The 19,889-nt window shown below is 73.8% G+C and carries 18 protein-coding genes and 1 pseudogene; 11 read left to right on the plus strand and 8 right to left on the minus strand.

Annotated elements, in window-relative coordinates:
* Positions 1-72 precede the first annotated feature (72 nt).
* Positions 73-366 (minus strand): hypothetical protein, encoded by a 294-nt coding sequence (locus DER29_RS06555; protein WP_121396512.1) that lies wholly within the window; start codon positions 364-366, stop codon positions 73-75.
* A gap of 48 nt (positions 367-414) precedes the next feature.
* Positions 415-1,296 (minus strand): mycothiol conjugate amidase Mca, encoded by an 882-nt coding sequence (mca, locus tag DER29_RS06560; RefSeq protein WP_121396513.1) that lies wholly within the window; start codon positions 1,294-1,296, stop codon positions 415-417.
* Between the two features lie 191 nt (positions 1,297-1,487).
* Here mca and DER29_RS06565 point away from each other — a divergent pair, with 191 nt between their 5' ends.
* Positions 1,488-1,922: a DUF4307 domain-containing protein gene (locus tag DER29_RS06565; protein WP_121396514.1), complete on the plus strand. Its 435-nt coding sequence runs from the start codon at positions 1,488-1,490 to the stop codon at positions 1,920-1,922.
* A gap of 152 nt (positions 1,923-2,074) precedes the next feature.
* Positions 2,075-2,572 carry a transcription elongation factor GreA gene (gene greA, locus DER29_RS06570; RefSeq protein WP_121396515.1) on the plus strand — a complete coding sequence of 166 codons (498 nt, stop codon included), beginning with the start codon at positions 2,075-2,077 and terminating at the stop codon, positions 2,570-2,572.
* A 151-nt stretch (positions 2,573-2,723) separates the two neighbouring features.
* Here the strand turns inward: greA and ilvA are convergent, their stop codons facing one another.
* Genes ilvA through DER29_RS06585 form a run of 3 tightly spaced genes read right to left on the minus strand, consistent with a single transcriptional unit; the run spans position 2,724 to position 6,549 of the window.
* The gene (gene ilvA / locus DER29_RS06575) at positions 2,724-3,944 is read right to left on the minus strand and encodes a threonine ammonia-lyase (RefSeq protein WP_121396516.1); all 1,221 of its coding nucleotides are present in this window, start codon (positions 3,942-3,944) and stop codon (positions 2,724-2,726) included.
* Positions 3,945-3,993: 49 nt separating this feature from the next.
* Positions 3,994-5,391: an amidase gene (locus DER29_RS06580; RefSeq protein WP_121396517.1), complete on the minus strand. Its 1,398-nt coding sequence runs from the start codon at positions 5,389-5,391 to the stop codon at positions 3,994-3,996.
* A gap of 15 nt (positions 5,392-5,406) precedes the next feature.
* Positions 5,407-6,549 carry a cystathionine gamma-synthase gene (locus tag DER29_RS06585; protein ID WP_121396518.1) on the minus strand — a complete coding sequence of 381 codons (1,143 nt, stop codon included), beginning with the start codon at positions 6,547-6,549 and terminating at the stop codon, positions 5,407-5,409.
* Positions 6,550-6,674: 125 nt separating this feature from the next.
* On the opposite strand from DER29_RS06585, the gene DER29_RS06590 reads away from it, so the two are divergent.
* On the plus strand, positions 6,675-7,097 hold the full coding sequence (locus DER29_RS06590) for an HIT family protein (protein WP_121396519.1): 423 nt from the start codon (positions 6,675-6,677) through the stop codon (positions 7,095-7,097).
* 211 nt (positions 7,098-7,308) lie between these two features.
* On the opposite strand, the gene DER29_RS06595 is transcribed toward DER29_RS06590, so the two are convergent.
* Complete coding sequence (locus DER29_RS06595) at positions 7,309-7,698, minus strand: GNAT family N-acetyltransferase (protein WP_199729148.1); 390 nt, start codon at positions 7,696-7,698, stop codon at positions 7,309-7,311.
* A 592-nt stretch (positions 7,699-8,290) separates the two neighbouring features.
* Here DER29_RS06595 and msrA point away from each other — a divergent pair.
* The 6 genes from msrA to DER29_RS06625 all read left to right on the plus strand — a co-directional run bounded on the left by msrA (position 8,291) and on the right by DER29_RS06625 (position 15,794).
* Positions 8,291-8,953, plus strand: a complete 663-nt coding sequence (gene msrA / locus DER29_RS06600) for a peptide-methionine (S)-S-oxide reductase MsrA (RefSeq protein WP_121396521.1) — start codon at positions 8,291-8,293, stop codon at positions 8,951-8,953.
* 277 nt (positions 8,954-9,230) lie between these two features.
* Positions 9,231-11,015 (plus strand): N-acetylglutaminylglutamine amidotransferase, encoded by a 1,785-nt coding sequence (locus DER29_RS06605; protein WP_121396522.1) that lies wholly within the window; start codon positions 9,231-9,233, stop codon positions 11,013-11,015.
* 2 nt (positions 11,016-11,017) lie between these two features.
* Positions 11,018-12,832 carry an N-acetylglutaminylglutamine synthetase gene (ngg, locus tag DER29_RS06610; protein WP_121396523.1) on the plus strand — a complete coding sequence of 605 codons (1,815 nt, stop codon included), beginning with the start codon at positions 11,018-11,020 and terminating at the stop codon, positions 12,830-12,832.
* Entirely contained in the window at positions 12,829-14,013 is a 1,185-nt protein-coding gene (locus tag DER29_RS06615; RefSeq protein WP_121396524.1) for an osmoprotectant NAGGN system M42 family peptidase, read from the plus strand. Before ngg ends, DER29_RS06615 begins: the two co-directional genes overlap by 4 nt.
* Before the next feature lie 345 nt (positions 14,014-14,358).
* Positions 14,359-15,288, plus strand: a complete 930-nt coding sequence (locus DER29_RS06620; RefSeq protein ID WP_121396525.1) for a ribonuclease Z — start codon at positions 14,359-14,361, stop codon at positions 15,286-15,288.
* The gene (locus DER29_RS06625) at positions 15,285-15,794 is read left to right on the plus strand and encodes a GNAT family N-acetyltransferase (protein ID WP_121396526.1); all 510 of its coding nucleotides are present in this window, start codon (positions 15,285-15,287) and stop codon (positions 15,792-15,794) included. Before DER29_RS06620 ends, DER29_RS06625 begins: the two co-directional genes overlap by 4 nt.
* A 126-nt stretch (positions 15,795-15,920) precedes the next feature.
* On the opposite strand, the gene DER29_RS06630 is transcribed toward DER29_RS06625, so the two are convergent.
* Both DER29_RS06630 and DER29_RS06635 read right to left on the minus strand, forming a co-directional pair.
* Positions 15,921-17,291 (minus strand): cystathionine beta-synthase, encoded by a 1,371-nt coding sequence (locus tag DER29_RS06630; protein ID WP_121396527.1) that lies wholly within the window; start codon positions 17,289-17,291, stop codon positions 15,921-15,923.
* 77 nt (positions 17,292-17,368) lie between these two features.
* A complete protein-coding gene (locus tag DER29_RS06635; protein WP_121396528.1) occupies positions 17,369-17,725 on the minus strand; it encodes a YkvA family protein in 357 nt (118 codons plus the stop codon).
* Between the two features lie 148 nt (positions 17,726-17,873).
* Here DER29_RS06635 and DER29_RS06640 point away from each other — a divergent pair.
* Positions 17,874-18,934 (plus strand): annotated as a pseudogene (locus DER29_RS06640) (SGNH/GDSL hydrolase family protein); the annotation flags it as partial.
* Entirely contained in the window at positions 18,923-19,726 is an 804-nt protein-coding gene (locus DER29_RS06645) for an SGNH/GDSL hydrolase family protein (RefSeq protein WP_121396530.1), read from the plus strand. The pseudogene DER29_RS06640 and the gene DER29_RS06645, both read left to right, overlap by 12 nt.
* The last annotated feature ends 163 nt before the right edge of the window (positions 19,727-19,889 follow it).

The following is a 19,889-nucleotide window of genomic DNA, read 5'->3' on the forward strand; positions in this document are numbered from 1 at the left end:
GCGAGAGGCTAAGGCAAACCCGGTGGCCGCAACAGGGGGCGACGACCGGGTTCGACGTGAATCATGGGCGGACTAGCCGTTGCGACGCTGCTGACGCCCGGTGGGAGCGGCGGAGGATGAATCCTGCCTCAGCGCACCTTCTGTCGGATCGACGACTGCCGCATCCGCCCGGTCGGGGGTCGCCGCCGGGCCCTGCTGGGGGAACCGGTCGGGCAGCCGACGCAGCCGGGAGTTCATGTTGCGGATCAGCAGGACGGTGGCGGCGGCCAGAACGAGGATGAGGAAGAGGCCCATCGGCCCGGCCAGGCCACCCGTGCGGGTGTCCCCGAAGTTGTTCTGGGCGAGCACCTGTGCGGCGGTCAGCATGGCGTTCCTCCGGTGTGCGGTTGGTGACCAGGGTAGCCCCGTCCCGGATCAGCGGGCATGGGCCGTCTCGCGTACCCCGGCGAAGAGGTCCGACTCGGGCAGCGGGCTGTCGACGAGCGAGCGCACCAGCTCGAAGTCCTCCGTCGGCCACGCGCGCCGCTGCATCTCCATCGGCACCTGGAACCAGAAGCCGTCCGGGTCGATCTGGGTGGCGTGGGCGCGCAGCGCGTCGTCGCGGACCGGGAAGTAGTCGGCGCACTCGACCCGGGTCGTGATCCGGGGACCCTTGTCGGGGCGGTCCTCCCAGCGCTTGATCCACTCCTCGTAGGGCGACGTCAGACCGGCGGCGAGCAGCGTCTCGTGCAGCGCCATGATCTTGCCCTTGGAGAAGCCGATGTCGTAGTAGAGCTTGAGCGGCTGCCACGGCTCGCCCAGCTCCGGATAGCGCTCCGGGTCGCCGGCGGCCTCGAACGCGGCCACGCTGACCTTGTGGGTCATGATGTGGTCGGGGTGCGGGTAGCCGCCCTCCTCGTCGTAGGTGGTGACGACGTGCGGACGGAACTGGCGCATCAGCCGCACCAGCGGGCCGGCCGCCACCTCGACGTCCTGGAGGGCGAAGCAGCCCTCGGGCAGCGGCGGCAGCGGGTCGCCCTCGGGCAGGCCCGAGTCGACGAAGCCGAGCCACGCCTGCTCGACGCCGAGGATCGCCCGCGCGGCGTCCATCTCCGCCCGGCGGACGTCGGCGATGTTGGCCCAGACGTCCGGCCGGTCCATCTTCGGGTTCAGCACACTGCCGCGCTCGCCGCCGGTGCACGTGACCACCAGGACGTCCACGCCCTCGGCGACGTATTTCGCCATGGTCGCGGCACCCTTGCTCGACTCGTCGTCGGGGTGTGCGTGGACGGCCATCAGTCGCAGTTGCTCTGCCAACGTCGGCGCTCCTCGTCTCTGGCCCCGGCGGACCCCCCGCGGGACCGCCCGGCTGACCTGCCGGAATCTTCCCCCCGCGCCGGGACCTGCCGGTGCCGACCTGTCATATTTGACGACGGGACGGGCTGGGAAGATGGAACCCTGCCATTCTTGCCGATGCCCCCGACAACGACGCCAGGAGATACCCGCCGGTGACCGAGACGCACGCCACACTTCCACCGGGCGCGCCGGCCTTCCCGCCGGGCCGGTACGGCCGCCGCCGGGAGCCCGGGCGCCGCCGGCCGCTGCTGGTGGCGCTGCTGGTGGTCGCCCTGGTGGCCGTCATGACCCTGGTCGCGGTGCGGCTCTACCGGCAGTACGGCGACCCGAACTACGACGCCGAGGTGATCACCTACACGGGGATCACCGACAGCCAGGTGGTGGTCGACTTCCGGGTCACCGTGCCAAAGGGCGGCTCGGCGGTCTGCCTGCTGCGCGCCCGGGACCGCGACGGCGCCGAGGTGGGCCGGGAAGAGGTGACGGTCACCGCCCGGCCCGACCAGCGGCAGGTGACCGCGCAGCACCGGGTGGCCACCACCGCCCGGCCCTTCGTCGGCGAGGTGCTGCGCTGCCGGCCCGTGGGCTGAGCGGCCACGACGCGGGCCGGACGCGCGTGGGACACCCTCGGCGGCCCGGATGCCGGCGGCACCGCCGGTGTTCGAGCGCACCCTGTGTCGTACGGCACTGGTAACTTGGAAGTTCACCTGTCAGCCAGCACGCACGAACGAGGAGACCGCCTGTGTCCACTGGCAACGAGGCGCCCGCCACCTGGCTGTCCCAGGACGCATTCGACCGGCTCCAGGCCGAGCTCGACGAGTTGATCGCCAACCGGCCGGTCATCGCCGCCGAGATCAACGCCCGCCGCGAGGAGGGCGACCTGCGGGAGAACGGTGGCTACCACGCCGCCCGCGAGGAGCAGGGCAAGGCCGAGGGGCGCATCCTCTACCTCAAGGAGCTGCTCCGCACCGCCAAGGTGGGCGGGGCGCAGGCCGCCGACGTGGTGTCGCCCGGCATGGTCGTGACGATCTTCTTCGACGACGACAAGGACGACACCGAGACCTTCCTGCTCGGTTCCCGGGAGATCGCGTCGACCACCGAGCTGACGGTCTACAGCCCGGAGTCGGCGCTGGGCCAGGCGATCCTGGGCGGCCGGGCCGGCCAGACCTGCACCTACACCGCCCCGAGCGGGGCCGACATCAAGGTGACCGTGGTCAGCTTCGAGCCGTTCGCCGGCTGAGCCCCCGCCGCCCGGCCGGGGCGGGCCGGGCGGGCGACACGGCCGCCCGGGCACCGGTCCGGCCAGGCGGCAACGACATGCGACCGCGCTGCTCGGCGCGACGGGGCGGACACCCTGCCGCCAGAGACGAGGCGTGACACCGGCCCCGGTGTCACGCCTCGCCGGCGAAGACCACCTGGTAGCCGCTGGCCCGCAACGCGCTGATCAGCGTGTCGGAGTGTTCGACCCCCCGGGTCTCCACCGACAGGGCCACCTCCACCTCGCCCAGGCGCAGGTGCGGATTGGCCCGTTGGTGCTCCACGTCCACCACGTTCGCCCGGTGCTCGGCGATCTGGCCGAGCAGCGACGCGAGCTGGCCGGGGCGGTCCGAGCAGCGCACCGTCACCCGCAGGTAGCGCCCGGCGGCGGCGAGGCCGTGCTCGATCACCCGCAGCATCAGCAGCGGGTCGATGTTGCCGCCGGAGAGCACCGCCACCACCGGCGCCTGCACCTCGACGACGCCCGCCAGCAGCGCGGCCACGCCCACCGCGCCGGCCGGCTCGACCACCTGCTTGCCCCGCTCCAGCAGCATCAGCAGCGCCCGGGAGATGTCCTCCTCGGAGACCGTGACGATCTCGTCCACCAGCTTGCGGACGTGGGTGAAGGTGAGTTCCCCCGGCCGGCCGACGGCGATGCCGTCCGCGATGGTGCCGAACGACGGGAGGCGTACCGGCTCGCCGGCCACCAGGGAGGGCGGGAAGGCGGCGGCGCCGGCGGCCTGCACCCCGATGATCCGCACGTCGGGCCGCAGCGCCTTGGCCGCCACCGCCATGCCGGAGACCAGCCCGCCGCCGCCCACCCCCGTGATGATCGTCCTGACCTCGGGGCACTGTTCGAGGATCTCCAGGGCCACCGTGCCCTGGCCGGCGATCACGTCCCGGTGGTCGAACGGGTGGATCAGCGTCGCGCCGGTCCGCTCGGCGTAGGTCTGCGCCGCGACCAGGGACTCGTCGACGGTGTTGCCGACCAGCTCGACCTGGGCGCCGTAGCCCTTGGTGGCGGCCACCTTCGGCAGGGGCGCGTTCACCGGCATGAAGACCGTGGCGTGCGTACCGACGAGGCCGGCGGCGAGCGCGACCCCCTGGGCGTGGTTGCCGGCGCTCGCCGCGACCACCCCGTGGGCCCGCTCCGCCTCCGACAGCCGGGAGATCCGCACGTACGCGCCGCGGACCTTGTACGAGCCGGCGCGTTGCAGGTTCTCGCACTTGAGCCACGTCGGCCCGCCCAGCGCCGCGCTGAGCGGCCGGGAGGGCTCCAGCGGGGTGGTGCGGACGACGCCGGCGAGAAGTTCCCGCGCGGCCCGTACGTCGGCGAGACCGACCAGTTCCGTCATGCCCTGATCGTGCCACCCGCCACCCGCGCCAGCGCGCGCACGCCACCCCTCAGACGGGAGCCGGGATCCGGGGGTAGCCGGGGGCGTGGCGGGACCAGGGAGCCTGCATCTCGAACTGGCCGGCGACGCCGAGGAGCAGCAGCTCGCTGCCGGGCGGGCCGATCAGCTGCACCGCGACCGGCAGCCCGTCCGGGCGGCGGCCGACCGGCACCACGAGCGCGGGCAGTCCGGCGATGTTCCACGGGGCGGCGAACGGGGCATACCTGACGCTGGCCAGCATGTTCGCCCGCCAGGACCGGCCGGACCAGCCCGTGGCCTCCGGCGGCGCGGTCGCCAGGGCGGGCGTGAGCAGCAGGTCGACCGAGTGGTCGGCGAAGAAGCCGATCGAGCGCTCGCGCCAGGCGGCCCGGTCGGCCTCCCGGACGTACCCCCGCCGCTGCGCCCACTCGCCGAGGGCGACGTGCCGGCGGCTGCGCCGCTGGAGGCCCCGCCGGTCCAACCCGGCGGCGCGGACGTCGGCGGCCGCCGCGGCGAACCAGGTGGCGATGCCCTGCAGGCCCAACGCCGTCGGGTAGACCGGGTCGGCCGGCACGGTGTCGTGGCCCGCGCCCGCGAGCAGCCGGCCGGCGGCGGCGACCGCGTCCCGGTTGGGCGCGTCGGCGTGCACGCCGCGCACGGGCGAGCGGAGCGAGACGCCCACCCGCAGCCGCTGCGGCGGCACCAGCTTGTCCGGGCGGCGGCCGGCCAGCACCGAGAAGCCGACGGCCGCGTCGGCGACCGTGCTGGTCAGCATGCCGTGCTCGGTGAGCCCGAACCAGTCGTCCGCGCCGAGCTGGCACGGGACCACCCCCCGGCCCGGCTTGAGCCCGACCAGGCCGCAGCAGGCGGCCGGGATGCGGATCGAGCCGAGGCCGTCGTTGCCGTGGGCGATCGGCACCAGGCCGGCGGCGACGGCGGCGGCCGCGCCGCCGGACGAGCCGCCGGGGGTACGCCGGGTGTCCCAGGGGTTGCGGGTCACGGCCGTCTCGTCGTCGGTGATGCCCCAGAGGCCGAGCTCCGGCATCCGGGTCACCCCGAGGATCACCGCGCCGGCGCCGCGCAGCCGCCGGACCACCTCGTGGTCGGCCTCGGCCACCGGCGTACGCACCGCGGCCGACCCGTTCCAGGTGGGCAGCCCGGCCACGGCGGTGTTCTCCTTGACCGCCACCGGCACCCCGGCCAGCGGCAGGTTGGCCAGGTCCTCCTGCTCGTCGACCTTCTCCGCCTCGGTGATCGCCTCCCCGCCGCGTACCGCACGGAACGCGGCGAGGTCGGCGTCGACCCGGGCGATGTGGTCCAGGTGGTCGGCGACGACCTGGGTGGCCGTGACGTCGCCCCGGCGTACGCCCCGGGCGATCTGCTTTGCGGTCGCCCCCACCCAGGTCGGCATGATGTCCTGCACGGCCACCCTCCCAGCCAGCGGTCAGCCCAGCGCCTGCTCCAGATCGGCGAGCAGGTCGTCGACCGTCTCGATGCCGACAGACAGTCGCACGAGATCGCCGGGAACTTCAAGCGGCGAGCCGGCAGCACTTGCGTGTGTCATCCGGCCCGGGTGCTCGATCAGGGATTCCACGCCGCCGAGCGACTCGGCGAGGATGAAGAGCTTCGTCCGGTTGCAGATCTCGACGGCGTGCTCCTCGCCGCCGGCGGCCCGGAACGAGATCATGCCGCCGAAGCGGCGCATCTGCTTCGCGGCCACCTCGTGGCCCGGGTGCGCGGGCAGCCCCGGGTAGATGACCTGACCGACCTTGGCGTGCCCGTCCAGGTAGGCCGCGATCCGCTCGGCGTTGTCGCAGTGCCGGTCCATGCGTACGCCCAGGGTCTTGATGCCGCGCAGGGTGAGCCACGCGTCGAAGGGGCCGTTGATCGCGCCCATCGCGTTCTGGTGGTAGCGCAGTTCCTCGCCGAGCCCGGCGTCGGCCGCGACCAGCGCGCCACCGACCACGTCGGAGTGGCCGCCGATGTACTTGGTGGTCGAGTGCACCACCACGTCCGCGCCGTGCGCGATCGGCTGCTGGAGGTACGGCGAGGCGAACGTGTTGTCGACGACCAGCAGGGCGCCCGCGTCGTGCGCGACACCGGCCAGCGCGGCGATGTCGGCGATGCCGAGCAGCGGGTTGGTGGGCGTCTCCACCCAGACGATCCGGGTCCGGCCCGGCTCGACGGCGGCCCGGATCGCGTCGGGGTCGGAGACCTTCGCCGGGGTGAAGTCCAGCCCCCAGCGCTCGGCCACCCGGGCGAAGAGCCGGTACGTGCCGCCGTACGCGTCGTCGGGGATCACCACGTGGTCGCCCGGCTTGCAGACGGTACGCAGCAGGGTGTCCTCGGCGGCCAGGCCGCTGGCGAAGGCGAGCCCGACCGGGCCGCCCTCCAGCGCGGCGAGGCACTCCTGGAGGGCGTCGCGGGTCGGGTTGCCGGAGCGGCTGTACTCGTAGCCCAGCCGGGGCGCGCCGACGGCGTCCTGGGCGTAGGTGCTGGTCTGGTAGATCGGTGGGATCACCGCGCCGGTGCGGGCCTCGGGGTCCTGGCCGGCGTGGATGGCGAGCGTGTCGAAGCCGTGACTCATCCCGTGAGGCTAATCCCCCGTCCCGAGGGCTGGAACGGAACGGTGCTGTCGGGTCCGGCCCGACGACCCGACGGCCCGGCGCGGCAGGCGTCTCCCGCGCCGGACCTGCGGCATAGCCTGGACGGATGAGCGGGTGCGTGTTCTGCGGGATCGTGGCGGGCGAGGTCCCCGCCTTCCGGGTCGCCGACGAGCCCGACGGGATGGCGTTCCTGGACACCCGGCCGGTCTTCAAGGGGCACGTGTTGGTGGTGCCGCGCACGCACCTGGTCACGCTGGCCGACCTGCCCGCCGAGGCGCTGGCAGGCTACTTCGGCCTGGTGCGGCGGCTCGCGGTCGCCGTGGAGACCGGCACGGACGCCGGTGGGACGTTCGTGGCGATGAACAACAAGGTGTCCCAGTCCGTCCCGCACCTGCACACCCACGTGGTGCCGCGTACCAAGGGCGACGGCCTGCGGGGCTTCTTCTGGCCGCGCACCCGCTACGCGGACGACGCCGAGGCCGGGACCTACGCCGCCCGCATCACCGCAGCCCTCCGCCCCGCCACCTGACGACGCGAGGCGACGCGGGCCGCGGGGCGACGTGGGCCGACGCGGGGCCCGGCGCGACGTGGGGTGGCGCGGGACGCGGCGCGACGTGGGGTGGCGCGGGACGCGGCGCGACGTGGGGCGCGACCCGGGGCGCGAGACCGTCCGGGGCGCTCCCGATCCTGGACGCGGGCACGGCCCTACCAGGCGCCGGAACCAACCATGACCTCGTGGGTCACCGCGCGTAGCGGGCGATCCAGAGGTGGGGAAGGACTTCCTCGGCCCCCGTGGAGGCGAAACCGAGCGACTCGTAGAGCTGTCGGGCCGGGCGGTTGTCCCGGCCGGTGGCGACGACGACGCGGCGGGCGCCGGCACGGGCCAGCACAGCGCCCACCAACGCCCGCCCGACGCCGCGCCGGTGCGCGGCCGGGTCGACCACCAGACGATCGATGTCGACGGTCGTGTCGTCCTCGGTCCAGCCGACCGCCCCGATCAACCGCGAACCGGAGCGGGCCCCGAGCCAGTGCAGGGGCATCGCCCGGACGTCGGCGAGGGTCTCGTGCAGCGGCGGGATGCGGTCATCGCCGATCAGCGCGGCCTCGACGGCGTACGCCGCGTGCTGCACCGCAAGCAGTGACCGGGCCAACCCCTCGTCGGCCTCGGGCCAGATCCGGACGACCGAAACCCCGCCGGCCCCGCCGCCTCGACCTTGACGGGACCGCTCCGCTCCGCCCGGCCGCATTCCTCGCATGCTTCTCCCTCGACCCCAAGGCACCCGACCCTCGACGCCCATCCCATGCCCGATGTCCCGCCCATGCCCCAAACCTCAACCGCCAGACGCCCAGTCCCCCCGCGCCGAGCGCCTGCCGCCCGAAAACGCAAGCATCAAGGTGATCAGGACGCCATGGACGTTACGCGGCCGTTATGGCGTCCATGGGGTCCTGATCACCTCTGACTGGACCGGCGTTCGTGGATCGCGTCGGTGACTAGGAAGACAATTCGGGTGGCTGTCTGGTACGTCGCCCGTGTGAGACGCGGCATCAGACGGCCCGCCGGGTACCGCCTCGGGTCGAGCGACATCGGGCGCGGGACGGTAGTGGCAGCAGCGCCGTATCTCACGCTCCGTCCGCCGGATCCGTCTGAGTGCGGGTGGAGCGGGTAAGGAAGGCGGGTCCGGCGGTGTTGCACGCTGGGAGAGGTACGAGAGGAGTCCCACCGTGTTCCTGCGCCGCATGAAGGCCGAACTGCCCACCTCCGACCAGGCCCTGCCGGGTCGCCTGATCGCGATGCCGATCGCGGACCGGCACGAGGTGCTGGGCGCCCCGCTCAAGGGTCCCTTCCCGGAGGGCTCGCAGGTGGCCGTGTTCGGCATGGGCTGTTTCTGGGGCGCCGAGCGGCTGTTCTGGACCCTGCCGGGCGTGATCACCACGTCCGCCGGCTACGCGGGCGGCATCACGCCGAACCCGACGTACGAGGAGGTGTGCTCGGGCATGACGGGGCACGCCGAGGTGGTCCAGGTGGTCTACGACCCCGCCACGATCAGCTACGAGGACCTGCTGAAGGTCTTCTGGGAGAACCACGACCCGACCCAGGGCATGCGCCAGGGCAACGACGTGGGCACCCAGTACCGGTCGACGATCTACGTGACCACGGACGAGCAGCTCGCCACCGCCCAGGCGTCCCGGGACGCGTTCGCGCCGATCGTGGCGCGGGCCGGCAAGGGCGAGATCACCACGGAGATCGACCGGCTCGGCGAGTACTACTTCGCCGAGGATCTCCACCAGCAGTATCTGGCCCCCACGAAGAACCCGAACGGGTACTGCAACCACGGCCCGAACGGGCTGAGCTGCCCGGTCGGTATCGCCCGCACCTCGGGCTGAACCCTCCGGGGGCGGACCACCGGCACGATCACCGGGACCACCGGCACGATCACGCGGGCCGGCGCGGCGTCAGTCGCGCCGGCCTCCGCGCTTCCCGGAACTGAGCAATCGATCACACCTGCCCCGGCGCGGAAACCGCCCCACCCGGCACTCCTGACGCGGTCCGCCACGGCGGTCGACACGCGCCGTGACGGAATCGCGCAGTGTAGCAAAACTTCAAGAAACTGTTATCAGCCCAACGGGCAATCCTCGCTGCCCTCTGGCAGCATTGCCTGGCATGTGCGGACTTGCGGGAGAGTTCCGCCGTGACGGTTCACGCGCCGACGTGGCGGCGGTGGAGCGCATGGCGGCCACGATGAGCGACCGGGGGCCCGACGACAGCGGCGTCTGGGCCCAGGGCCCGACGGCCCTCGGACACCGACGCCTGAAGATCATCGACCTCTCCGCCGCGAGCGGGCAACCGCTGGTCGACCCCGGTGCGGGGCTGACCGGCGTCTTCAACGGGTGCATCTACAACTACCGCGAGCTGCGCGAGGAACTCCAGGCCAAGGGCCACCGGTTCTTCTCCTCCGGCGACAGCGAGGTCGTGCTCAAGGCGTACGCCGAGTGGGGGCTCGACTTCGTCGACCACCTGATCGGCATGTTCGCCGTGGCGATCAGCGAACGGGACACGGGCCGGTTGGTGCTGGCCCGGGACCGGCTCGGCATCAAGCCGCTCTACCTGGCCGAGACGCCCGGCGCGGTGCGCTTCGCCAGCACCCTGCCCGCGCTACTGGCCGGGGGCGGGATCGACACGGGCATCGACCCGGTCGCGCTCGCGCACTACCTGAGCTTCCACAGCATCGTGCCGCCGCCGCGCACCATCCTGCGCGGCGTCACCAAGCTGCCCCCGGCGACCGTACGGGTCTACGAGGCGGACGGCCGCACGTCCGAGCGGGTCTACTGGGATCCGGCCTTCACCCGCTGCGCCGAGCGGGCCGGCTGGTCCGAGAAGGACTGGCAGGACGCCCTGCTGGAGTCGCTGACCACCGCCGTCCGCCGGCGGATGGTCGCCGACGTGCCGGTCGGCGTGCTGCTCTCCGGCGGCCTGGACTCCAGCCTGGTGGTCGCCCTGCTCGCCGGTGAGGGCCAGCGCGGGCTCTCCACCTTCTCCATCGGCTTCGACGCGGTCGGCGGCCGGGAGGGCGACGAGTTCCGCTACTCCGACCTCGTCGCGAAGACGTTCGACACCGACCACCATCAGATCCGGGTGGCCGCCGCCGACCTGGTGCCGCCGCTGGAGGCGGCCGTCGCCGCCATGTCCGAGCCGATGGTCAGCCACGACTGCGTGGCGTTCTACCTGCTCAGCGAGGTGGTGTCGCAGCACGTCAAGGTCGTCCAGTCCGGCCAGGGCGCGGACGAGATCCTCGGCGGCTACCACTGGTACCCGCCGCTCGCCCGGGTCGGCCGGGACGGGGCGCTCGACACGTACGCCGGGGCCTTCTTCGACCGGGACGCGGCCGGGCTGGCCCGGGTGCTGAACCCGGCCTGGCTGACCGAGGGCGACCCGGCGCGGGAGTTCGTGGCCGCGCACCTGGGCCGGGCCGGGGCCGAGACCGCCGTCGACGCCGGCCTGCGCATCGACACCCAGGTCATGCTGACCGACGACCCGGTCAAGCGGGTGGACAACATGACGATGGCGCACGGGCTGGAGGCCCGGGTGCCGTTCCTCGACCACGAGTTCGTCGAGCTGGCCGCGAGCTGCCCGCCGGAGCTGAAGCTGGCGCAGGGCGGCAAGGGGGTGCTCAAGGAGATCGGCCGCCGGGTGCTGCCGCACGAGGTCATCGACCGGCCGAAGGGCTACTTCCCCGTGCCCGGCCTCACCCACCTGGAGGGCAAGCTCCTCGACCGGGTACGCGACGCGCTCTCCGCGCCCGAGGCCCGCCGCCGCGACCTGTTCCGCGCCGACTACGTCGACGCCCTGCTCGCCGATCCGAACGCCGAACTGACCCCGTTGAACGGAAACAAGCTGTGGCAACTCGGACTCCTGGAAATGTGGCTCCAGAGCCACGGAATCGACTGACCGTGACCGACACCCTGGCGACAGGAGCGGCCCGGACCGACCGGTCGCGCAACGGCCGGCGACGGGAGCGGGTGGGCCCCGGCGGCGATCCGATGGCACCGGAGCCGGCGGAGCCGCCGACCCGGGAGGGCGACACCGACGTGGTGCTGGACTGCGGCTGGGGGCGGCTCGTCTTCGGGCAGACCTTCGCCGATCAGGCCGCCGTCGCCGCCGTGCTGCGCTCCGAGGCCGCCGGTTCGCGGGACATCTGCATCTACCTGCGCGACCCGCACGTGCTGGTGTCCCGGCTGCCCGACGAGCTGTTCATCGATCCGTCGCTGACCTACCGGCTGCCGCTCGGCGGCGACCGGCCGACCGGTGACGGCGACGTGCCGGGGCTGACCATCCGCCCGCTGGCCGACGCCGCCGACGCGGACGCGGTGAACCGGATCTACGCCCGCAACGGCATGGTCACCGCCGGAGTGGACGTGCTCGTCGACAACGCGCGCACCGACCGCTTCCTGCACCTGCTCGCCGAGGACGCCACCGGCGAGATCGTCGGCACCATCACCGGCGTCGACCACGTCGCGGTCTTCGACGACCCGGAGAACGGCGCCAGCCTGTGGTGCCTCACCGTCGACTTCAACACCGCGCCGCCGGGCACCGGCCAGGCGCTGATCACCGCGCTGGCCGCCCGGCTGGTCGAGCGGGGCCGGGCGTACGTGGACCTGTCCGTGCTCGCCGAGAACGCCGGGGCGATCCGCCTCTACGAGCGGCTCGGCTTCTACCGGACGTCGACGCTCTGCGTGAAGCGGAAGAACCCGATCAACGAGCGGCTCTTCCTGCCCGCCACGCCGCAGGGGTACGACCAGCTCAACCCGTACGCGAGGATCGTCGCCGACGAGGCGATGCGGCGCGGCATCCGGGTGGAGGTCACCGACCCGGCCTGGGGTGAGCTGCGGCTGAGCAGCGGCGGGCGGACCGTGCTGACCCGCGAGTCGCTGTCGGAGCTGACCTCGGCGGTGGCGATGAGCCGCTGCGACGACAAGCGGGTGACCCGCCGCATCCTCACCGAGGCGGGGCTGTCGGTGCCGCGCGGCCGGACCGCCACCGGCGACGACAGCGACACCGCCTTCCTCGCCGAGGTCGGCCGGGTGGTGGTGAAGCCGGCGCGCGGCGAGCAGGGCAACGGCATCACGGTGGGCGTACGGACTCCCGAGGCGCTGGCCGCCGCCGTCGAGCTGGCCGCCCGGTTCTGCCCGGACGTGCTGATCGAGGAGATGCGCGCCGGCGAGGACCTGCGCGTCGTCGTCATCGACCACGAGGTGGTGGCCGCCGCGGTCCGGCGGCCCGCCTCGATCACCGGCGACGGCGTGCACGACATCGCCGAGCTGATCGAGCGGCAGAGCCGTCGCCGGGCCGCCGCCACCGGTGGCGAGTCCCGGATCCCGCTCGACGACATGACCCGCGACGTGCTCGCCGAGGCCGGCCACGAGCTGCACGACGTGCTGCCCGAGGGGCAGGTGCTGGCCGTACGCCGGACCGCGAACCTGCACACCGGCGGCACCATCCACGACGTCACCGCCGAGCTGCACCCGGCGATCGCCGAGGCGTGCGTGGCGGCCAGCCGGGCGCTGGACATCCCGGTCACCGGGCTGGACCTGCTGGTCGGCGCCCCGCACCGGCCGGAGCACGTGTTCATCGAGGCCAACGAGCGGCCCGGCCTGGCCAACCACGAGCCGCAGCCGACCGCCGAGCGCTTCGTGGACCTGCTCTTCCCCGGCACCCGGGCGCCGCAGCGGCTCTGGACCCCGGCCGGCCCGGGAGGTGCCGCGTGAGCCCGAGGCCCCTGGAGATCGACCTGGACTACCTGCGCCAGGTGCTGGTGGAGCTGCTGGAGATCCCGAGCCCGTCGGGGCGTACGGACCACGTGCAGCAGTACGTCGGCGAGCGGCTCTCCGCGCTCGGCATCCCCTCCACGCTGACCCGGCGCGGCGCGCTGAGCGCCTGCCTGCCCGGCCCCCGCTCGACGGGCGCGGACCGGGCGATCGTGGTGCACACCGACACCATCGGCGGCATGGTGAAGCGGCTGAAGGAGAACGGCCGGCTGGAGCTGAAGACGATCGGTACGCACAGCGCCCGGTTCGCCGAGGGCGCGCACGTGCGGATCTTCACCGACGACCTGGAGCGGGTGATCACCGGCCAGGTGCTGCCGTTGAAGGCCAGCGGCCACCGCTACAACGACGACGTGGACCTCCAGGGCGTCGGCTGGCAGCACGTCGAGGTCCGGGTGGACGAGCCGGTCGAGGACATCGCCGGGCTGCGTGCCCTCGGCATCGACGCGGGCGACTTCGTGGCGTTCCTGCCGAACCCGACGATCACCCCCAGCGGGTACGTCAAGTCCCGCCACCTGGACGACAAGGCCGGCGTGGCGGCGGTCCTCACCGCGCTCAAGGCGATGGTCGACGCCGGCGTACGCCCGGCGGTGACCGCGCACCTGCTGGTCACCGTGACCGAGGAGATCGGGCACGGGGCGTCGCACGGGCTCGACCCCGACGTGGCGGAGATCGTCTCCGTGGACGCGGCGGTCGTCGCGCCCGGCCAGCAGTCCCGCGAGGACGCGGCCACGCTGGCGATGGGCGACGGGGTCGGGCCGTTCGACTACCACCTGACCCGCAACCTGGCCTCGATCGCCGCCGAGCACGGGGTGGACCTGGTCCGCGACGTCTTCGAGTACTACCGCTCGGACGTGGCGGCGGCCGTGGAGGCCGGCGCGCACGCCCGGGTGGCGCTGCTCGGCTTCGGCGTGGACGCCACCCACGGGCACGAGCGCACCCACCTGGAGGGCCTGCGCCAGCTCACCCAGCTGCTCTGCCTCTACCTCCAGAGCGACCTGGTCTTCCCCGAGTGGGACGCCGAGCCGGAGGGCGACCTGGCCGACTTCCCATCCCTGGCTGTTCAGCCGGCGAGCGAGGAGGGCCCGCGCGAGGGGCCGATCGGCATCGCCGAGAACCCCTGACCGCCGGCCCGCTGTTCCCGGACGCCGTGTGATCGAAATCCGTTGCCCGGAACGCGAGGGCTGGATAGCGTGGCGGTACACGGGAAAGGAGGTGGTCCAGACTTGTATAGCAATCGGACTCGTGAGGTGGCTGTCCGCTAGCCGCTGTCCTCGACAGTAAACTCGTCCGCCGCGAGGCGGGCACAGCACCATCGTCGAGACCGTGTGGCAGCGGTGCGGCGAAACCACGACAGCCACCCGACCCCCGGGGTGCCGGCCCAGTCCAGCCGGCCCGTGCGCGAGCACGGAAGCCCCGGGGGTCGACCCTTTCCGCAGGCCGGGTGGTCGACGCAGCCGGAGGTCACCGTGTCGATGCGCGAGCTGGTGGTGCTCGGGACGGCCAGCCAGGCCCCCACCCGGCAGCGCAACCACAACGGGTACGTGCTGCGCTGGGACGACGAGGTGATCCTCTTCGACCCGGGCGAGGGCAGCCAGCGGCAGCTCCTGCACACCACGGTCACCGCCACCGACCTGACCCGGATCTGCGTCACCCACTTCCACGGCGACCACTGCCTCGGCCTGCCCGGCACCATCCAGCGGCTCTCGCTGGACCGGGTGCCGCATCCGGTGGCGGTGCACTTCCCGGCCGGCGGCGCGGAGTACTTCGCGCGCCTGCGGCACGCCTCCAGCTTCCACGAGACCGCCGAGCTGCGCGTCGAGCCGATCGACGCCGACGGGCAGCGGATCGCGCTGGGCGTCGGCACGCTGGAGGCCCGCCGGCTGCGGCACCCGATCGAGACGTACGGCTACCGGCTCGTCGAGCCGGACGGCTGCCGGATGCTGCCGGAGCGGCTGGCCGCGTACGGCATCGCCGGGCCGGCGGTCGGGGAGCTGATCCGCGTCGGCCACCTCGACGTCGGCGGGCGCCGCGTCACCCGCGAGGAGGTGAGCGTGCCCCGGCCCGGGCAGTGCTTCGCCTTCGTCATGGACACCGGCCTCTGCGACGGGGTGTACGCCCTCGCCGAGCACGCCGACCTGCTGGTCATCGAGTCGACGTTCCTCGACTCGGAGGCCGCGCTGGCCGCCGAGGTCGGCCACCTCACGGCGGGCCAGGCCGCGCGGGTGGCGGCCGAGTCGGGCGTACGCCGGCTCGTGCTCACCCACTTCTCCCAGCGGTACGCCGACCCGCGCCGCTTCGCCGACGAGGCCCGCGCGCACTTCGACGGCGACCTGGTGATCGCCGAGGACCTGACGACCGTGCAGGTCCCGCCCCGGCGGGTAGCCTCGGCCGGGTGACGGTCACCCTGCGCGCCGCCACCGTCGACGACCTGATGGCGGTGGGCGCGCTGCACCAGCGTTCCCGGGTCGCCGCCTACGCGGCCTTCCTGCCGGCGCAGGCGCTGGCCGACCCGACGCCGGAGGCGATGGGCGCGTACTGGACCGAGCGGTGGACGTGGGAGCGGGACGAGCACCGGATGACCGTGGTCGAGCGCGACGGCCGGCTGGTCGGCTTCAGCTACCTCGGCCCGGACGACGAGGGCGACCCGGCGACCGGCCTGCTCAACGCCATCCACCTCGAACCCGCCGAACGCGGGCGGGGCACCGGCCGCGCCCTGATGGTCGACGCGCTGGACGCCATGCGCGCCCGTGGCTGGTCCCGCGCGGTGCTCTGGGTGCTGCGGGACAACGCGCACGCCCGGGGCTTCTACGAGCGCGGCGGCTGGACCTTCACGGGCACCGAACGCGACGAACACATCGGCCCGGCGGTCGTGCCCCAGCTCCGGTACGCCCGCCGGCTCTGAGCGCCGCCGTGCCCGCCGTCCGGCGCGGGCGCGGCGGCGCCACAGGCCGGTGCGCATCGGTGAGCCGGGCACGGGCGAGGGCCCTCCCCCCGCCGGGAGAGGGCCCTCGTGCGAACGTCGTCCGGGTCAGCGGGCGCCGAGGTGGGCCAGCAGGTCCTGCCGGGTGAGGACGCCCTTCGGCTTGCCGTCGACCAGCACCAGGGCGGCGTCGGACTTCTCCAGCAGGCCGACCGCCTCGCTCACCGGCTGCCCGCCGCCGATCATCGGCAGCGGCTCGGCCATGTGCCGCTCGATGGTGTCGTGCAGGTGCGCCTGGCCGGTGAAGAGCGCGTCGAGCAGGTCCTTCTCGGCGATCGAGCCGGCCACCTCGCCGGTCACCACCGGAGGCTCCGCCTTGAGCACCGGAAGCTGCGAGACGCCGTACTCGCGCATGTAGTCGATCGCGTCGCGGACCGTCTCCGTCGGGTGCACGTGCACCAGCTCGGGCAGGCCGCCCGGCTTGCCCGAGAGCGCGTCGGCGACCGTCGGCTCCGTGCCCGAGTTGTCCAGGAAGCCGTACCGGGCCATCCAGGTGTCGTTGAAGATCTTGGACAGGTAGCCCTTGCCGCTGTCCGGCAGCAGCACCACGACCACGTCGTCCGGGCCGGCCTCGCGGGCCACCTCCAGGGCGGCCACCACGGCCATCCCGCAGGAGCCGCCGACCAGCAGCCCCTCCTCGCGGGCCAGCCGCCGGGTCATCTCGAAGGACGCCTTGTCGGAGACCTCGATGATCTCGTCGGCGACACCCTGGTCGTACGTCTCCGGCCAGAAGTCCTCACCGACGCCCTCGACCAGGTACGGCCGGCCGGTGCCGCCGGAGTAGACGGAGCCCTCCGGGTCGGCGCCGACGACCTTGACCCGGCCCTCCGACGCCTCCTTCAGGTAGCGCCCGATGCCGGAGATGGTGCCGCCGGTGCCGACGCCCGCCACGAAGTGGGTGATTTCGCCCCCGGTCTGCTCCCACAGCTCGGGGCCGGTCGTCTCGTAGTGCGAGCGCGGGTTGGCCGGGTTGCTGTACTGGTTGGGCTTCCACGCCCCGGGGATCTCCCGGGCCAGCCGGTCGGAGACGTTGTAGTAGGAGCGCGGGTCCTCGGGGGCCACGGCGGTCGGGCAGACCACCACCTCCGCCCCGTACGCGCGCAGCACGTCCTGCTTGTCCTGGCTGACCTTGTCGGGGCAGACGAAGACGCACTTGTAGCCCCGCAGCTGCGCCACCAGCGCCAGCCCGACGCCGGTGTTGCCGCTGGTCGGCTCGACGATCGTGCCGCCCGGCTGGAGGATGCCCGCCTTCTCCGCGTCCTCCACCATCCGCAGCGCGATCCGGTCCTTCACCGAGCCGCCCGGGTTGAGGTACTCCACCTTCGCCAGCACGGTGGCCTGGATCCCGGCCGTGACGTTGCGCAGCCGTACCAGCGGGGTGTTGCCGATCATCTCGACGACGTTGTCGTAGTACCGCACCTCGTTGTGCCCTTCTCCTCCGGCGCCGCCGGCGGCGGCCGGGCAGACGTCTTCTCGACGCCCCAGGGTACGTGGGTTCAGGACGCCACGTGCCCGGGGATCACCGAGCTGCGCCGGGCCTCCCACTCCAGGAACCGCTCGGTCTCGGCCAGCACGCTGCCGGCCAGCCAGGTCACCATGACCGCGTCGTCGGCCAGCCCGAAGATCGCCAGCGGGATCTCGGGAATCAGGTCGACCGGCGAGACGATGTACGCCGTCGCCGCGGTCATCAGGGCCAGCCGCAGGCCGCCGTCGTACTCCCCCCGGGCGGTGGCCCGGATCATCCGGGGCAGCGCGCCCAGCCGTGCCCCGATCGACGGCCCGCCCCGCGACCCGGCCGCGAGCGCCCGGGCCAGCGCGCTGAACGCCGCGCTTCGCTTCAATGTCTTCCCCATGTTCGGCCCCTCTCCACGTGCCAGGGTGACGCGCCCGCGCAACCGTCCCCCGGTCACCCGTACTGGTACCCAGGACCGTCGCCTTCCAGGCACCCGCGAGCCGACACGACGACAGCGGCGTGTCGTGCCGGCGCGATAATCTCGCTGTATGGGGGTCGCTGGTTCCGTCGTCCCGGTTGGTCCGCGCTGGCAGCGCGCCCGGCAGTTCGCCCGCCTCGCGGCGATCGGCACGGGCGCCACCGCCGCGGCCGTGGTGGCGACCGGCGGCGTGCTTCTCGGGCAGGCCCGGCAGGCCCGCCGCACGATCCCGATGGCCGAGGCCCCGCCGCCGCGCTGCGACGGCGTCTACGGCGCGAAGCTGCCGGGCCCGCCGGTCACCCTGGTGGTGCTCGGCGACTCGTCGGCCGCCGGCTACGGCGTGCACCGCCGCCGGGAGACGCCCGGCGCCCTGCTCGCCACCGGCCTGTCCCGCCGCCTGCAACGCCCCGTCCGGCTGCACCGCTTCGCCGTGGTCGGCGCCATCTCGGCGGTGCTGCGGCACCAGGTGGAGGCGGCGCTGGAGTGCCGGCCCGACGTCGCGGTGATCCTGATCGGCGGCAACGACGTGACCAACCGCGCGCCGTTCGCACTGGCGGTGCGCTACCTGGTCGACGCGGTCCGCACGCTGCGCGCGGCCGGCTGCGAGGTGGTCGTCGGCACCTGCCCCGACCTGGGCGCGATCCGGCCGATCCAGCCGCCGCTGCGGTGGCTGGCCCGGCACTGGAGCCGGCAGCTCGCCGCCGCCCAGACGGTGGCCGTGGTCGAGGCCGGTGGCTGGACGGTCTCCCTCGGCGACCTGCTCGGTCCCCGGTTCACGGCGGAGCCGACCCGGATGTTCGCCTGGGACCGTTTCCACCCCTCGGCGGAGGGCTACGCGATGGCCGCCGCCGCCCTGCTGCCGACCGTGCTGTCCGCGCTCGGCGCGGGGCAGGAACGCCGCCCGACCCTCGACCGGGGCGAGGGCGTGCGCTCGCTGCCGCAGGCCGCCCAGGAGGCGGCCCGCCACGCGGGCACCGAGGTCAGCGGCACCCGGGTCAGGGGGCGCGAACGCGGCCCCGCCGGCCGGTGGGCGCAGCTGCGCCGACGGGCCTTCTTCGGTGTCGGCGCGGCGCCGCAGCCCAGCCCCGCCGCCGACTCACCCACACTGGAGGGACTGGCATGAGCGAGCGCTTCATCCCCTCGGGGCTCGCCAATCGACTGGGCCGGGCGGCGACGCTCAGCCTCATCGCCGGCACGGTCGGCGGCGCCGCCGTCCTCGCCGGTCAGGCCTTCGCCGCCCGGCACCGCCGGTACGCCCAGCCGGAGCTGGCGCTCGCCCTGCGCGCCACGGTCGGGCGTGCCGACGCGCCGCCGCTGCGACTGGTGCTGCTCGGTGACTCGTCCGCCCTCGGCGTCGGGGTCGGCCGCCTCGACGAGACCATCGGCGGGCAGCTGGCCAACCTGCTCGCCGAGGGCCCGGCCGGCCGCCGGGTGCACCTGTCCAGCGTCGGCGTCTCCGGCTCACGCTCGACCGACCTGGCCACCCAGGTGGCCCGGGCGCTGCTCGGCGAGCGTCCCGACGTGGCGGTGATCCTGATCGGGGCCAACGACGCCACCACCCTGCGTCGCCCGATGGAGGCCGCCGCCTACCTCGGGGCGGCCGTGCACCGGCTTCGCGAATCCCGGGTGGAGGTGGTCGTCGGCACGTGCCCCGACCTCGGCGCCGTACGCGCCATCGCGCCGCCGCTGCGCAACGTGGTCGGCTGGTCGGGGCGGCGGGTGGCCCGCGCCCAGGCGGCGGCGGTGCTCGACGCCGGCGGCACGGTGGTCGACCTGGCCACCGAGACCGGCGCGGTGTTCCGGGCCGACGCCGGCACGCTGTGCCACGACGGCTACCACCCCTCCGCCGACGGCTACCGGGTCTGGGCGCACGCCCTGCTGCCGGCCGTCGCCGCCGCCGCGGCGGTCGCCTCGCGGCGGTGAACCGCCCGCCAGTGGCGGGCGGGTCCTCCTGGCGGGAGGCGAAGCGGGCGAAGAGCGACGCGGTCCCGCCCCGGGTGGGCGAGCGGTCCGTCGACGCCGGGACGGCGACGGCGCGGCGTGACATTTCCCGGCCGGCGGGCAGCTTCCGCCCGAAGTTACCGAC

Origin of the sequence: Micromonospora sp. M71_S20 (genome assembly GCF_003664255.1) — a bacterium.
Taxonomy (GTDB): domain Bacteria; phylum Actinomycetota; class Actinomycetes; order Mycobacteriales; family Micromonosporaceae; genus Micromonospora.

Excerpts from the sequence above, each read along its gene's own strand:
- DER29_RS06555 (WP_121396512.1), bottom strand. The coding sequence starts at position 366 with ATGCTGACCGCCGCACAGGTGCTCGCCCAGAACAACTTCGGGGACACC.
- ilvA (WP_121396516.1), bottom strand. The coding sequence starts at position 3,944 with ATGACGGAACTGGTCGGTCTCGCCGACGTACGGGCCGCGCGGGAACTT.
- DER29_RS06585 (WP_121396518.1), bottom strand. The coding sequence starts at position 6,549 with ATGAGTCACGGCTTCGACACGCTCGCCATCCACGCCGGCCAGGACCCC.
- DER29_RS06590 (WP_121396519.1), top strand. The coding sequence starts at position 6,675 with ATGAGCGGGTGCGTGTTCTGCGGGATCGTGGCGGGCGAGGTCCCCGCC.
- DER29_RS06605 (WP_121396522.1), top strand. The coding sequence starts at position 9,231 with ATGTGCGGACTTGCGGGAGAGTTCCGCCGTGACGGTTCACGCGCCGAC.
- DER29_RS06635 (WP_121396528.1), bottom strand. The coding sequence starts at position 17,725 with ATGGGGAAGACATTGAAGCGAAGCGCGGCGTTCAGCGCGCTGGCCCGG.
- DER29_RS06645 (WP_121396530.1), top strand. The coding sequence starts at position 18,923 with ATGAGCGAGCGCTTCATCCCCTCGGGGCTCGCCAATCGACTGGGCCGG.